This is a genomic window from Nonomuraea sp. NBC_00507, assembly GCF_036013525.1.
GTDB lineage: Bacteria > Actinomycetota > Actinomycetes > Streptosporangiales > Streptosporangiaceae > Nonomuraea.
On the sequence record NZ_CP107853.1, the window covers coordinates 8,880,757 to 8,894,501 of the forward strand.

Sequence of the window (13,745 nt, forward strand, 5' to 3'; positions counted from 1 at the left end):
CCTTACGCGATGCGGCGGGGGTCAGCCGGCGATCGCGGCGGCTTCCTCGGCCTCGACCTGGCGGTTCCAGTCACGCTTGGCGGCGCGCCACCCCTCGTCGTCCACCCCGGCCCGCCAATAGCCGGAGATCGACAGGCGATCCATCGAGATCCCCCGCTCCAGGCGCAGATGGCGGCGAAGCCGCTTGACGAAACCGGCCTCGCCGTGCACGAACGCGTGCACGTTCCCGTCCGGGAACTCCAGCTCGCACACGGTCCGCACCAGAACCTCACCCACCGGCCGGTCACCCCGGTACAGCCACGTGATCCTGGCGTCCGCGGCCGTGTCCAGCTTCAGCTCGTCCTCCGGCCCGTCCACTTCCACCAGGACGTGCGCGAGCACCCCGTCGGGCAGCACCTCGAGCGAGGCCGCGATGGCCGGCAGCGCGCTCTCGTCACCCACCAGCAGATGCCAATCCGCCGCCGGATCGGGCGCGTAGCCGCCGCCGGGCCCCAGCAGGAGCACGACGTCACCCGGCGCGGCACGATCCGCCCACGGCCCGGCCACGCCCTCGTCGCCGTGGACCACGAAGTCAAGGGTCAGCTCGCGGGCGTCCGGGTCCCAGGCGCGCACGGTGTAGGTGCGCAGCCGCGGCCAGACCTCGCGCGGCATGGTCTCACGGCAGGCCTTCACGCTGAACGGCTGGGGATAGTCGACATCCTCGTAGGGGAAGACGACCTTCACGTAGTGGTCGGTCAGGCCCGAGGTGGCGAAGTCGGCCAGCCCGTCGCCGCCGACCACGATGCGGACCATGTGCGGGGAGAGCCGCTCGGTTCGCAGGACGACACCCCGATGATGGTCCGTGGGCTTTTCAGCCATAGAGAAACATCCCCCTGACAGAGTTAGGCATGCCTAACCTTATACTCTGTCTCGCCGACCCTGCCAGTGGGTGGCCGGATCTCCGTCGCGGTCAGGCGGCCGCCGTGTCGTCCGCCGACGCGGCGGGGCCCGCCCCCACCGCGGACAAGAACAGCGCCATGTGCTGGAATGCCAGCCGCGCCTCGGGCAACACGTCCGCCAAAAGAGGGAACGCATGCGGCATGCGCCGCCATTCCTCATACCTGACGAGCACCCCGCCGCTCCGTGCCCGCTCGGCCACCCGCCGCGCCTCGTCGCGGAGCACCTCGGTGGAGCCGGTCACGATCATGAGCGGCGGCAGTCCGGTGAAGTCGCCGTGCACCGGCGAGACCAGCGGGTCGTGCGGATCCAGCCCGGAGGTCCACCGGCGCGCCAGCCACCGCACCCGGCTGGCCGGCAGCAGCGGGTCCTCCCAGCGGTTCGCGCGCCGAGGGATGTCGGTCAGGTCCGCCCACGGCGACAGGCAGATCGCGGCCGCGGGCAGCGGCAGCCCCCGGTCACGCAGCGCCAGCAGCGTCACCAGCGTCAGATGACCGCCGGCGGAGTCGCCCGCGAAGACGATGTCCTCGGGGGCGTAGCCGTGCCGCAGCAGGCAGTCGTAGGCGTCCAGCGCGTCGGCCAGCGAGTCCGCCAGCTTGTGGACCGGGCCCTGGCGATAGTCGAGCGCCAGCACCGGCCGCCTGGACACCACCGACAGCCGCCAGGTGATGGATCGGTGCGTGCGCGGCGAGCCGGAGAAATAGCCGCCCCCGTGGAAGTACAACAAGGCCTTGCCCTCATCCAGGCCCTCGCCGCCGCGTACCCACTCCCCGCCGCAGTCCGGGAAGGCGGCCGACGTGATGGACACGTGCGCCGGGTGCGGCACCTGCACCATCCGTGCGAGCCTGCCGAGGCGGGCCGCCCCCACCAGCGCGAGCGGATGGCGCATCAAGAGACTGGACGCCGGCTTCAACGTTCCGCGCATCAGGCTGATCAGTGCGCGGGCCTGCCAGCTCAAGGGGTATTGAGGGGACACATCCCCGTCGATCCGCATAATGACCCTCCGAAGAGTGTCATTCCCCAAAGAGCCGAATCCTACCAGCCAGTAAGTATCTCATCGCTTACACGGACATTTCGGCTATGTGTCACGCTGATGGGCATGGCCGGATATTCGGGGACCCCGCTGCCGCGCAAGCTCGGCGTCAAGCCCGGGCACCGGGTGCTCGCCATCGCCGCCCCCGACGGCCTCGACCTGGGAGAACCCGGCGCGGACGTGCACCGGTCCGCCGATCGGGACCCCTACGACGTCATCCTCGTCTTCTGCGCCGACTTCGCCGCGCTCCACGAGGCCTTCCCCGGCGCCATGGCCCGCCTGACCAAGAACGGCGGACTCTGGGTGTGCTGGCCCAAGCGCGCCAGCAAGATCCCGACGGACCTGTCCGAGAATCCCATCCGCGACTACGGCCTGTCCATGGGCCTGGTCGACAACAAGGTCGCCGCCATCGACGCGACCTGGTCGGGCCTGCGCTTCGTTTATCGCGTTGCGGACCGCTGACGCTCCGACGGATAATTCCATGCTTTCCGTCGGCAGACCCGTGCGCGGGTCCGGACACGGCACGTAGCCATGTCCTTACAGATCCGGAGGTGTCAACCATACTCCTCTACGCCCGGCTCGTCCGGTACGGCTTCCGCAAGCACGCCACCTACGTCTGGGCAGCACTCGCCGGCGCGTTCACCAACAGCGTGTTCGGCGTCCTGCGCGCCTACATCCTCATCGCACTCTGGCAGGCCCGCCCCGGGCTGGCCGGCTACGACATCACCGACGCCGTCACCTTCTGCTTCGTCACCCAGGCGTTCATCGGGCCGATGCAGCTGTTCGGCGGCGGCCTCGGCCTCCCCGAGCGCATCCGCAGCGGCGACATCGCGCTCGACCTGGTCCGCCCGGCCTCGCTGCAGCTGTGGTCACTGGCCGAGGACCTCGGCAGGGCCGCCTACCTGTTCCTCGTCCGCGGCATCCCGCCGATGCTGCTCGGCGCGGCGTTGTTCGGCATCGTCGTGCCCGCCGAACCCGGCCGGTGGGCGGCGTTCCTGTGCGGCTTCGCGATCGCGGTCGTGGTCAGCTTCGGCTGGCGCTACCTGGTCGCGCTGTCGGTCTGCTGGCTGGTCGACGACCGCGGCGTGGCGGTGCTGTCGCTGGTCCTGACGACCTTCTTCTCCGGGCTGATGCTGCCGTTGCGCATCTTCCCCGGCTGGCTCGGCGACCTCGCCGCGTCGCTGCCGTGGGCGGCGATGGTCCAGCTGCCCACCGACCTCTACCTCGGCAAGGCGCCCGTCCTGGAGACGCTGGCCTTCCAGGCGTTCTGGGCGGTGGTGCTGCTCGGGCTCGGCGCGCTCGGCACCCGGGTGATCCGCCACAAGGTGGTGATCCAGGGTGGTTAGGACGTATTTCCTGCTGGCCTGGACGTGGACCCGCGCCGCGGCCGCGTACCCGGCGTCGTTCTGGCTGATGGTCGCGCTCGGCGGCGTCATCGCCGCCCTCGACGTCGCCGTCATCCTGGTCATCTTCGCCAACACCACCTCGCTCGCCGGGTTCTCCCGCGAGGAGGTCCTCTTCCTGTACGGCACCTCCAGCGTGGCCTTCACCGTCTGCGACATGTTCGTCAGCAACCTCGACCGGGTCAGCCAGCACATCAAGGCGGGCACGCTGGACACCTTCCTCATCCGGCCGGTCAGCGCGTGGCTGCAACTGGCCACCGACCACTTCAACGGCACCAGAGTCGGGCGAGTGATCCAGGCTGGCGTGGTGCTCGGCTACGCGCTGGCCGTGCTGGACCTCGACTGGCGGCGTGCCTGGCTGATCCCGGTCATGCTGATCACGGGGATGGTCATCTTCACGGCGCTGTGGACGCTGGCCGGGGCGCTGCAGTTCGTGCTGACCGACGCCCCGGAGGTGGTCAGCTCCTTCACCTACGGCAGCCAGCAGCTCAGTCAATACCCGTTCAGCATCTACGGTCGCGACCTGGTCAGGGGCGTGACGTACGCGGTCCCGCTGGCCTTCATCAACTGGCAGCCGGGCCTGTACGCGCTGGGCCGCGACGACCCGTTCGGCACGCCGGAGTTCATGCGATTCATGGGGCCGGCCGCCGCGCTGGTTCTCGCCCTGCTGGCGGCGCTGGCCTGGCGGCAGGGCATCAGGCACTACCGATCCACGGGGAGTTGAGAATGATCGAGCTCGAGCGGGCGGGACGCTCGTTCAAAGTGAAAAGGACCGTCGTCCACGCCGTACGCGACCTGTCGTTCACCGTGTCGGCCGGGGAGTTCGTCGGCTACCTCGGGCCCAACGGGGCGGGCAAGTCCACCACGATCAAGATGTTGTGCGGCATCCTCACGCCCACCTCAGGACGGGTACGCGTGGCCGGGCTGGACCCGTCCCGCCGGCGCACCACGCTGGCGCGGCGGATCGGCGTGGTGTTCGGGCAGCGCACGACGCTGTGGTGGGACCTGCCGCTCGCCGACAGCTTCGAGCTGATCCGGCTGCTCTACAAGGTCGAGCGCGCGGCGTTCAGGTCACGGCTCGACGAGCTGACCGAGACCCTCGACCTCGGCGCGTTCCTGCGCACGCCGGTCCGGCAGCTCAGCCTCGGCCAGCGGATGCGCGGCGACCTGGCGGCCGCGCTGCTGCACGCGCCGGACGTGCTGGTGCTCGACGAGCCGACGATCGGGCTCGACGTGGTCAGCAAGGCCGGCATCCGGGAGTTCCTGCGCAAGCTCAACACCGAGGAGGGCACGACCGTGTTGCTGACCACGCACGACCTCGGCGACATCGAACGCCTGTGCCGCCGGGTGATGCTGATCGACCACGGGCGGCTGGCGTTCGACGGGACGCTGGAGGAGCTGATGGCCACCGCCCCCGACCAGTCCACGATCGAGGACGTCGTCACCCGCCTCTACACCGGCACCACTGCTCAGTAGTAGGTGCTCTCGGACGCGGGCTCGTACTCCTCGTCCAGGTCGTCGCGCTGGCGCGACCAGCGCGACGGCATCAGCACCGGGATGAACAGCGCCACGCCGAGCAGGGCGAACACGCCCGTCGTCAGCATGGTCTTGGCGCCGAACCCCGCGTCCCTGATGATCTGGTTCACCGACGGCTCGGACGGGATGAGGGACAGCGCCCTGTTCACGTCGAGCGCGTAGATGACCGTCCACGCCAGCAGGACCATGGACGGCACGAAGGCCGCCAGCGGGGAGACCCTGCCCGCCACCACGAGCCCGAGGACGAGGCCGACCGCGGCCATCGCGCCGAGCGCGATCCACATCTTCTGGCTGTCCGGCGGAGCCGCCGCCGCACTGCCGACGGCTTGCTGTACAGCCCAGCCGCCACCTGCCACCACGGCTGCCGTTACTACAAGCCCGATAAGCAAACCCGCCAAGTGCCGCAACGTTCTCACCTCTGTATCAACGTAATCGGCACGACCCTAGCGACAAATGCCGCAAACCGACCAGGCATTGAGCACTTGAGGTCTCAAGACACCCTGCCCCGTGAGACCATGTGGCACACCCATGCGCGCGCAACTTCCCCTCCGGCTCGCGCGGACGGCCGCCTTCTCCGCCGTCTGCGTGATCCTCGCCACGCTCGCACACGTCGTGGGTGGCGGCTCGGGTCCCGAGCCGTGGCCCGCCGGGCTGGGGCTCGCGGCGGTGGCCGGGCTGGGGCTGGCCCTGTGCGGCAAGGAACGTTCTCCCGCGACCGTCAACGGTGTGCTGGCGGTGGCGCAGCTCGGGCTGCACGAGCTGTTCGCCGGCGACGACACCGCCTACGTCTCCGTGCACGTCCACGGAGACGGCCTGGCGGTCAACGCCGGGATGTTGCTCGCCCACCTGACGGCCACGCTGATCACCGGCGTGTGGCTGGCGCGCGGCGAGGCCGCGCTCTGGTCGCTACTGCGCCGCCTCGGCCGCCGTCTCGTCCTGTTGCGCCCGGTGGCGGTGCCCGCCGTGCGTGTGTACGTGCCGGTCGTCTTCGCCCGGGTCGTCCCGCCCCAGCCGGGGTTCCGGCACTGTCTGGCCAGGCGTGGTCCTCCACTTCCCGCCTGACCTTCTGACACCTCTTTTTCTCGCTCTTGTCAGCTCGGGAGCTTCGCTCCCTTTGAATTCAGCCAAGTGGAGTTTCGCCATGTCCTTCGTACGCCGTGCCGCGACCGTGCTCGCCGCCGCCACCGCTCTCACCGCCGGTCTGGCGCTGCCCGCGCTGGCCCACGTCACCGTCCAGCCGGGCACCGCCGAGCAGGGGTCCTTCACCAAGGTCGCGTTCCGGGTGCCGAACGAGCGTGACACCGCCTCGACCACCAAGATCGAAGTCAGCTTCCCCGCCGACCACCCGCTGGCCTTCGTGTCGGTCAAGCCCCTGCCCGGATGGGAGGTGAAGGTGACGGAAGGCAAGCTGCCCACGCCGGTCAAGACCGAGTACGGCGACCTGGAGGAGGCCGTCACCACAATCGTCTGGTCGGGCGGGAAGATCAACCCGGGTGAGTTCCAGGAGTTCGAGGTGTCCATGGGGCAGCTGCCCAAGGACACGGATCAGCTGCTGTTCCCGACGAAGCAGACGTACTCGAACGGGGAGGTCGTGGACTGGGCCGAGGCACCGAAGGCGGACGGCACGGAGGTCGAGCACCCGGCTCCGCTGCTCAAGCTCGTCCCCGCCGCCGCCTCCGCGTCCGCTTCCCCCAGCACAGCCGCGGCGGCCGCCTCCCCGGCCGCGACCTCGGTGGTCTTGAACCCGGCCGCGTCTGACGGCACCGCGCGCCTGCTGGGCGGCGCCGGCCTGGCGGTGGGCGTCGTCGGCGTCGTCCTCGCCGCCCTCGGCCTCCGCCGCCGCTCAGCCTGACACGCGCGCCGCGCACAGCCCGGCGCGCGTGGCGGCCGGCTACCGCACTGGGACCTGGGAGGCTGTTGTGCCGCCGCCGGCGGCCTCCCAGCCGGACACCACCGTCGGCGAGGCGTCCATGGCGCGGGTCAGGGGGACGGTCACGGTCGTCGTGCCTTTGGCGGACACCGTGACGACCCGGCTGCCTGCCGTTCCCCGAGCATCGCGGACGAACAGGTGGGCCTTGCCGGCGGCGGCCGCGCGCACCGTCACCTTCACTCCGTCCGGCACGCCCGTCGCCGCGGTCACCTGGCCGCTCGCGGACGCTTGCGCCGCGGGCCCGCCGCCCACGGGGACGTGCGCGCGGACCGCCTGCTCCAGCGACTGCGGCGAGTCCAGGCTGGACAGGGCGGTGTCGGGGATCACCGGATCGGGCGCCGGCCGGTCCGCGGGCGGCCGGTACCCCGGCAGGGTCGCCACGCCCCACCGGTACGGGTCGCCCTGTACGCCGCCCCACGTTGACCAGCCGATCCGGGTCTGGCCGGTCTTGTCCTGCGTGTCGGAGTCGTAGACCAGGATGTTCAGGCCCAGGTGCTCGGGGTCGACGGAGCCGGGAAGGGCCTCCATCGGGATGGACATCTCCACCGTGTACGCGCCGGAGGAGACTGAAGAGGCGATCCGCACGCCCGTGGCGGGACCCTGGCGGTTGTCTGCGTCCCGCAGCGCGCACGGCGGACCTTCGGCGGTTACCGGCAGGACCGCTGCCTTGAAGGTCGTGGAGGTGTTCTCGGACGTGCCGCGCGGGTCGAGGGTGACCTCCACCGCGTCGGTACGCCAGTGCCGCTTGCAGTCGGCGGCGGCCAGCCGCGTGCCCAGCACGTCGTCCTTCACCTGCACCACGACGTACAACGTGTCCTCGCGCCAGGCCAGCTTGGCCGTGCCCGAGCAGTCGTCCGCCGACGAGCACGCGCTGCCCTCCCACCGGCGGGAGAGGTCGAGCGCGGTCCCGGTGTACTCGCCGTCGCCCTCGGCGCCGTCCACGGTGGGCTCCGTAGACGCCGCCTGCGGGATCGTGGTGGCCGGGACGAGTTCGAGCGCGGGCCGTCCGGTGACCGCGCCGTCCACGGTGACGGTGTAGGCGTAGTCGCCGCCCTCGTTGGAGGTCTTCAGCGAGGTGTCGGTGTTGGTGACGGTGAACGGCACCGTCACCGACGCCCCGGGGCCCAGGTCGCGGTAGGCGGCCTCGGCGCGGTCGGCGGCGAAGCCGGCGGGCAGGTCCACGCGTACGGTGCCGGACCGGGCGGCGTCGCCCACGTTCGTCACCACGACACCGATCTGCCGGGAGCCGCCGGACGGGAGGGTGAGCACGGGCGTGACCAGCCCGCGCAGCTGCGGCACACCTACCTCGCTCACCCACGACTCGTACTGGTCGACCTGGGGAAGCAGGTGCTGCTGCCCGCGTACGGCGGGGCCCGCCTCGACCTGCCGGTCGGTGTAGCCCCGTCCCCTTTCGGTGGTCAGCACGGCTCCGATCCTGGTCCTGCCGGCCGCGCTCTGGGGCGGTGTCACGGTGAAGCGCGCCGAACCGGTGCGTCCGGCGGCGATCCGGCCGAGGTCGCCGGAGCCCGTGACCGTCCAGCCCTCGGGCACCCGGAGCGCCGCGGACGAGCGGCCCAGCGGCTCGCGAGCGGCGCTCGCGGCGACCTCGACGGTGAAGGGGGTGCCGGGGCGGACGTCGAACGTGCTGGTCCGCAGGCCGAGCTGGGTCCCGAGCGGGACGGTCCCCGCCGCCCTGGTCAGCGCCCCGTCGAGGATGGCCGTCGGCGCGGCCGCCGCCGGGGTTCCCGGCTCGGGGAACGGCACCCGCGCGTCCACCTGGGTGAAGAAGTCGCAGCCCAGTTGGGCGGGGTCGGACGGCACGTCGGGGAAGACGGCCCAGCCCTGGGAGGCGTAGGTGCGCTGGGCGTCACGCTCGATCGCGGCCCACGTCCGGCCGCGCTGCGAGGGGCGTCCGCTCCACACGCCGTACACGTTCTGTGCCGGGTTGGCGGGCCGGAACGACGCGGCGCACGAGGGCCCGGTCTGCGAGGTGCCGCGCCCGCCGCCGGTGAGCAGCCGCGCGGGCGCGAAGGGACGCAGTCCTTCGCGGGTGATCTGCCCGGGGAACGCCTTCGGGTCGGCCGCCGCGTAGAACGCCTCGATGGCCAGCCGCGCGGCCTCCTGGTGGTTGCCGTGGTTGCCCGGCGTCGGGGCGGGGTCCATGGTCAGCAGAATCTCCGGCCGGGTCTGCCGGATGGTCCGCACGACCTTCTCGAGGGTGTCGCCGCCCCAGACCTGGTCGGTCAGCGGGGCGCTGACCGTGTAGTAGAAGTCGACGTCGTCCAGGTTGAACACCTCGCCGATGCCGGCTTTGGCGACAGCCGTCCGCTCCTCAGCCTCGCGCAGCAGCCCGAGCGCCGGGCCCTCCTCGGGGCCGACGGCGTTGCCGCCGCCCTCGCCGCGGGTGACGGTGACGACGCCGGTGCGCACGTCGTGGTCCTCGTTCCACTGGCCGAGCGTGGACAGGGTGAACGCCTCGTCGTCGGGGTGCGCGCCGACGAACAACACGTCCAGGTCCACGGGCGCCTCGGCGGCCTCGGCGTCGGCCGGTAGAGCGGGCAACAGCGCGGAAACGGTGACCAACGCCATCAACAGTCGTCGCATGGAACCTCCGTGGGGTTATTCGCGGACCGCCCCCTGGAGCAGGCCGCGGACGAAGTGTCGCTGGAGGAACAAGTAGAAGATCACGACCGGGGTCGCCACGATGACCGACCCGGCGGCGAGGAGGGTGAAGCCGGAGGTGTACTGGCCCTGGAAGAACGCCAGCCCGAGGGGCGCGGTCCGCAGCGACTCGCTGGTCACCATGATCAGCGGGATGAGGAACTCGTTCCACGTCCACATGAAGACCAGCACGGTCAGGGTGACGAGGGCGGGCCGGGCCGGCGGCACCAGCACCTGCCACAGGATGCGCCACGTCGAGGCCCCGTCGATGCGGGCGGCCTCGACGATCGCCCGGTTGGATGCGCGGAAGTACGCCCGCATCCAGAACGTGCCGAACGCCACCGACAACGCCACCTGAGGCAGCGCCACCGACCAGAATGTGTCGATCAGTCCGAGGGTGCGCAGGTCGAAGTAGAGCGGCACCGCGACGGCCTCGCTCGGCATCATGATCCCGAGCATGAACAGGTAGAACAGCACCGACTGGCCGCGGAAGCGCATGGTGCCGAACGCGTATCCGCTCATGATCGACAGCAGCACGCTGACGACCACGACGAACGACGACACCATCAGGCTGCTGCGCAGGTACGTGCCGAACCGGCCGATCTCCCACGCCGCCGTGAAGTTCCCGAGCCCGGCCGTGCCGCCGCTGTCGGCGGGCCCGAGCGCGGCCGACAGGATGGTCACGATGGGGAAGAGCGCGAACGCGGCGAACACCGACAGGATGACGTAGTTGGCCGCCCGCTCCCCGCGCGAGATCACGTGACCCTCCTGTCCGCGAACCGGTTGATCCCGAACGAGATCACGAAGATGACGACGGTCAGCGTGACGCCGATCGCCGCCGCCGAGCCGACCTGGCTGAGCCCGAAGGCCCGGTGGTAGACCTCGTACGAGGGCACCGACGTCGAGTCGCCTGGCCCGCCCCGCGTCGTGATGTACACCAGGTCGAACGTGCGCAAGGCGGCGATGACCGTCAGCGTCAGGGCGACCGCGATCTCCCCGCGCACCGACGGCAGCGTGACCGCGAAGAACTCCCGCACCGCGCCCGCCCCGTCCAGCCGCGCCGCCTCGTACAACTCGGCGGGAATGCGGCTCATCCCGGCCAGCAGCAGCACGGTCACCAGGCCCGTCTCGAACCACGTGCCCACCACGCCGACCGCCGGCAGGGCGAAGGTGTAGTCGCCCAGCCAGCCCCGGGTCAGCGCGTCCAGCCCCAGCGCGCCGAGCAGCGTGTTGAGCGTGCCGTCGGGCGCGTACACTCGCCGCCACGCCACGGCCACGACGACCATGGCGACGACCTGCGGCAGGAACACCACGGTGCGGAAGAACCCCAGCCCGCGCACCTTGGCGTGGTTGAGGATCGCGGCCAGCCCCAGCCCGATCACCAGCGGCCCTGCCGCGTAGAAGACGATGAGGACCAGCGCGTGGCCGAAGGCGGCCCGCAACCCTTCGTCGGCGACGATCGCGGCATAGTTCTCCAGGCCGACCCATCTGCCCAGGGACAGGCCGTCCCAGTCGTACAACGAGAACTGCACCGCGCGGCCGATCGGATAGAGCAGGAACGCCGCGTACACGGCGAAGGCCGGCAGCACGTACAGGTAGGCGACGCGGCGGGGCTCCCCGGGAGGCCGGGTCCCCATCGTCGGCTGGGTCATCCGTTGCTCTCGGCGAAGGTCTTGTAGTCCTTCTCCAGCGTGGCCAGGAACTCCTGCGGCGTCGCCTTCTTGGCCAGCAGGTCCTGCAGCGCCGCCCCCAGCGTGTCGGCGAATGTCGGGGTGGCATAGTCCAGGTACGGCACCAGCCCGTTCTTCGCGGTCACGGTCCCGAACGCGGTGAAGACGTCCTGCTGCGGCCCCTTGGCCACGCTCTGCTGGTCGGTCTCGGCGACCGGCAGGTTCCCTGTCTCGGTGAGCACCTTCATGGCGTCGGCGCTGGTGATGAAGTTGATGTACGCCGCCGCCGCGTCCGGGTTGGGGCTCTTGGCGGTGATCGCGAACGGCAGCCCCGTGCCGCCCGTCGCGACCGGCGGCGCGTCGGCCGTGACGCCTGGCGGCAGCATGAACCCCAGGTCGTCACCCAGGGCCTTCTGCAGATCGGCGAGGAGCCAGGTGCCCGCGATCATGAAGGCGCCCTGGCCCTTGCCGAACGCCTGCCACGCCGGGTCGTACCCCTGGCCGTTGAAGCCCTTGGCGAAGTAGCCCTTGTCGACCCAGCCGACGAGCTGCTCGGCGGCGGTGGTGTTCTCGGTCGTGTTCCAGGAGGCGCCCTTGCGGCCGAAGGCGAGCGTGCCGATCTGACCGGGCGGGACGTGGCGGCCCTGCACGGTGCCGAACACGTGGACGGCCGGCCACTTGTCGAGGTTGCCGAGCTGCAGCGGCACCTCGCCGCCGGCCTTGGCCGTGGCCAGCGCCGTCTCGAAGTCGGCCCACGTCTTCGGCGGCTCCAGGCCGAGCTTGGTGAGCTTGGCCCGGTTGTAGAAGATGCCGACGACCTCGCCGACCTGCGGCAGGCCGTACAGGTTGCCCTCGCCGAACAGCTTGCCGTCGGCGCTGTAGCGCGAGTACCGCAGCACCGACTCGGGGTAGCGCTGCTTCCACCCGTACACGTCGGCGTAGGCGTCCAGCGGGCGTAGCTGACCGGCCTTGACGAACGCGCCCATCGCGGAGCGGCCGTTGTTGGCCTCCACCACGTCCGGCGGCTCGTTGCCGCTCAGCGCCAGGCGCAGGGTGGTGTTGAGGTCGTCGAAGGAGCGGGAGACCCGGTTCAGCTTGATGTTGGGGTATTTGGCCTGGAAGGCGTCGTTGAGCTGCTTCATCTGGGCCGCCTGCCCGCCGCGTACCTCCTGATCCCAGACGGTCAGCGTGACGTTGCCGAGCGCGGCGGCATCGGTGCGCACCGCACTCGGCGACCCTGAAGACGACCCCGCGGGCGAGGCCGGCGACGGCGGGGCCGAGGAGCCGGGCGCGCACGCGGTCAGGACCAGCATGCCCGCGGCGAGCGCGGCGAGTCGCATCGGGGGGGTCATGGTGTTACTCCTTCTGCGCAGGCGCGCGAGGCGCGTCCGGGTCCTCGCCCTCGGCAGGGGGCCTCCGGGAGGCCATGCCGACGTCGGCGTAACGGGCGATGGTGGCGACGGCGCGGCGCACCGCGCCGACCGGGACAGTGGGCACCAGCCGGTCGAGGAAGGCGTAGCGGCGCGCCAGCGAGCTGCCGTAGGCGCCGCTGTGCCCGGCCGCCTCGCGCACCTCGTGCCACCAGTCCGCGATGTCCCCCCAGCCCGGCGCGGCCAGCGACCCGCCGAACTGCTGGACCGCCAGCGCGGCGCACACCTCCGCGAACGCCAGCCGGTCGGCGAGCGGCCAGCGGCACAGGGTGCCGAGCACGAAGCCGGCGCCGAAGACGTCGCCCGCGCCGGTCGGGTCGAGCGCCGTCACCCGCGGCGCGGGCACGAACGCCTCCTCGCCCGTGATCGAGTCGATGGCCATGGCGCCGTTGGCCCCGTCGGTCACCACGGCCAGCGGCACCCGGTCGGCGATCGCGTACAGCGCGTCGCGGGGCGTGTCGGTGCGGGTGTAGGCCATCGCCTCGGTCGCGTTCGGCAGGAACGCATGGCAGATCGACAGCTGCTCCAGCACCTCGGACGACCAGGCGCCGGACGGGTCCCAGCCCACGTCCGCGAAGATCAGCGCCCCGTCGCGGTGCGCCAGCTCGGCCCAGTTGCACGAGCTGCCCGGCGCGCCGAGCGGCTCTTCGGGGGAGAGCGTCACGATCACGGCCTTGGAGCGGGGCGGTTTGCCGATCATCTCGGACGCCGGCATGGGCGCGGGATGGCCGTGCGTCACCATGCTGCGGTCGCGGTCCACCGCCATGGACACCGTCACCGGCGAGTGCCAGTGCGCGAAACGCTGCGACCTGGACAGGTCGACCGACTCCTGCTCCTCCAGCGTGCGCCAGCAGAAGTCGCCGTAGTCGTCGTCGCCGAACGCGGCCGCCAGCGACGTGCGCAGGCCCAGCCGGCTGGTCGCGATGGCGAGGTTGGCGATACCGCCCGGACACGAGCCCATGCCCTCGGCCCAGATCTCGGTGCCGGCCGCGGGCATCGCGGGCAGGCCCGTGAAGATGATGTCCAGGAACACCGTCCCGGCCAGGAACACGTCGAACTGCGGGCCCTCGAGGGTCCGCTCGCCGGCCAGAGGGTCGTACGCCTGGACAGACACGGAAATGGATCCTCCTCGACACACCGAGATGT

General features: G+C 71.2%; 14 protein-coding genes. 6 read left to right on the forward strand and 8 right to left on the reverse strand.

The features are described from left to right. Window positions 1-21: 21 nt before the first annotated feature. Both OHA25_RS42845 and OHA25_RS42850 read right to left on the reverse strand, forming a co-directional pair. Complete coding sequence (locus OHA25_RS42845) at window positions 22-858, reverse strand: siderophore-interacting protein (RefSeq protein WP_327582635.1); 837 nt, start codon at window positions 856-858, stop codon at window positions 22-24. A gap of 91 nt (window positions 859-949) precedes the next feature. Further along, complete coding sequence (locus tag OHA25_RS42850; protein ID WP_327582636.1) at window positions 950-1,825, reverse strand: alpha/beta hydrolase; 876 nt, start codon at window positions 1,823-1,825, stop codon at window positions 950-952. A gap of 210 nt (window positions 1,826-2,035) precedes the next feature. On the opposite strand from OHA25_RS42850, the gene OHA25_RS42855 reads away from it, so the two are divergent. From OHA25_RS42855 to OHA25_RS42870, 4 genes are all read left to right on the forward strand, one after another. Then, window positions 2,036-2,431, forward strand: a complete 396-nt coding sequence (locus OHA25_RS42855) for a hypothetical protein (RefSeq protein WP_327582637.1) — start codon at window positions 2,036-2,038, stop codon at window positions 2,429-2,431. A gap of 89 nt (window positions 2,432-2,520) precedes the next feature. Beyond that, on the forward strand, window positions 2,521-3,315 hold the full coding sequence (locus OHA25_RS42860; RefSeq protein ID WP_327582638.1) for an ABC transporter permease: 795 nt from the start codon (window positions 2,521-2,523) through the stop codon (window positions 3,313-3,315). Then, a complete protein-coding gene (locus OHA25_RS42865; protein ID WP_327582639.1) occupies window positions 3,308-4,096 on the forward strand; it encodes an ABC transporter permease in 789 nt (262 codons plus the stop codon). Before OHA25_RS42860 ends, OHA25_RS42865 begins: the two co-directional genes overlap by 8 nt. Window positions 4,097-4,098: 2 nt before the next feature. Then, the gene (locus OHA25_RS42870) at window positions 4,099-4,848 is read left to right on the forward strand and encodes an ABC transporter ATP-binding protein (RefSeq protein ID WP_327582640.1); all 750 of its coding nucleotides are present in this window, start codon (window positions 4,099-4,101) and stop codon (window positions 4,846-4,848) included. Here OHA25_RS42870 and OHA25_RS42875 read toward each other — a convergent pair. Then, a complete protein-coding gene (locus OHA25_RS42875; RefSeq protein ID WP_327582641.1) occupies window positions 4,842-5,306 on the reverse strand; it encodes a hypothetical protein in 465 nt (154 codons plus the stop codon). The genes OHA25_RS42870 and OHA25_RS42875 overlap by 7 nt on opposite strands. Before the next feature lie 130 nt (window positions 5,307-5,436). Here OHA25_RS42875 and OHA25_RS42880 point away from each other — a divergent pair, with 130 nt between their 5' ends. Then, the gene (locus OHA25_RS42880; protein ID WP_327582642.1) at window positions 5,437-5,970 is read left to right on the forward strand and encodes an MFS transporter; all 534 of its coding nucleotides are present in this window, start codon (window positions 5,437-5,439) and stop codon (window positions 5,968-5,970) included. A 79-nt stretch (window positions 5,971-6,049) separates the two neighbouring features. Continuing rightward, complete coding sequence (locus OHA25_RS42885) at window positions 6,050-6,760, forward strand: YcnI family copper-binding membrane protein (RefSeq protein WP_327582643.1); 711 nt, start codon at window positions 6,050-6,052, stop codon at window positions 6,758-6,760. A gap of 39 nt (window positions 6,761-6,799) precedes the next feature. On the opposite strand, the gene OHA25_RS42890 is transcribed toward OHA25_RS42885, so the two are convergent. From OHA25_RS42890 to OHA25_RS42910, 5 genes are read right to left on the reverse strand one after another with little or no spacing between them, the layout of a single operon-like run. Then, on the reverse strand, window positions 6,800-9,442 hold the full coding sequence (locus OHA25_RS42890) for a sugar-binding protein (RefSeq protein WP_327582644.1): 2,643 nt from the start codon (window positions 9,440-9,442) through the stop codon (window positions 6,800-6,802). A gap of 15 nt (window positions 9,443-9,457) precedes the next feature. After that, on the reverse strand, window positions 9,458-10,258 hold the full coding sequence (locus OHA25_RS42895) for a carbohydrate ABC transporter permease (protein ID WP_327582645.1): 801 nt from the start codon (window positions 10,256-10,258) through the stop codon (window positions 9,458-9,460). Next, window positions 10,255-11,151 carry a carbohydrate ABC transporter permease gene (locus OHA25_RS42900; RefSeq protein WP_327582646.1) on the reverse strand — a complete coding sequence of 299 codons (897 nt, stop codon included), beginning with the start codon at window positions 11,149-11,151 and terminating at the stop codon, window positions 10,255-10,257. Before OHA25_RS42900 ends, OHA25_RS42895 begins: the two co-directional genes overlap by 4 nt. Continuing rightward, window positions 11,148-12,521 (reverse strand): extracellular solute-binding protein, encoded by a 1,374-nt coding sequence (locus OHA25_RS42905; protein ID WP_327582647.1) that lies wholly within the window; start codon window positions 12,519-12,521, stop codon window positions 11,148-11,150. Before OHA25_RS42905 ends, OHA25_RS42900 begins: the two co-directional genes overlap by 4 nt. 4 nt (window positions 12,522-12,525) lie before the next feature. Then, window positions 12,526-13,713 carry a PfkB family carbohydrate kinase gene (locus tag OHA25_RS42910; protein ID WP_327582648.1) on the reverse strand — a complete coding sequence of 396 codons (1,188 nt, stop codon included), beginning with the start codon at window positions 13,711-13,713 and terminating at the stop codon, window positions 12,526-12,528. Window positions 13,714-13,745 lie beyond the last annotated feature (32 nt).

Excerpts from the sequence above, each read along its gene's own strand:
- OHA25_RS42885 (WP_327582643.1), top strand. The coding sequence starts at position 6,050 with ATGTCCTTCGTACGCCGTGCCGCGACCGTGCTCGCCGCCGCCACCGCT.
- OHA25_RS42855 (WP_327582637.1), top strand. The coding sequence starts at position 2,036 with ATGGCCGGATATTCGGGGACCCCGCTGCCGCGCAAGCTCGGCGTCAAG.
- OHA25_RS42870 (WP_327582640.1), top strand. The coding sequence starts at position 4,099 with ATGATCGAGCTCGAGCGGGCGGGACGCTCGTTCAAAGTGAAAAGGACC.
- OHA25_RS42900 (WP_327582646.1), bottom strand. The coding sequence starts at position 11,151 with ATGACCCAGCCGACGATGGGGACCCGGCCTCCCGGGGAGCCCCGCCGC.
- OHA25_RS42890 (WP_327582644.1), bottom strand. The coding sequence starts at position 9,442 with ATGCGACGACTGTTGATGGCGTTGGTCACCGTTTCCGCGCTGTTGCCC.
- OHA25_RS42880 (WP_327582642.1), top strand. The coding sequence starts at position 5,437 with ATGCGCGCGCAACTTCCCCTCCGGCTCGCGCGGACGGCCGCCTTCTCC.
- OHA25_RS42850 (WP_327582636.1), bottom strand. The coding sequence starts at position 1,825 with ATGCGCCATCCGCTCGCGCTGGTGGGGGCGGCCCGCCTCGGCAGGCTC.
- OHA25_RS42905 (WP_327582647.1), bottom strand. The coding sequence starts at position 12,521 with ATGACCCCCCCGATGCGACTCGCCGCGCTCGCCGCGGGCATGCTGGTC.
- OHA25_RS42845 (WP_327582635.1), bottom strand. The coding sequence starts at position 858 with ATGGCTGAAAAGCCCACGGACCATCATCGGGGTGTCGTCCTGCGAACC.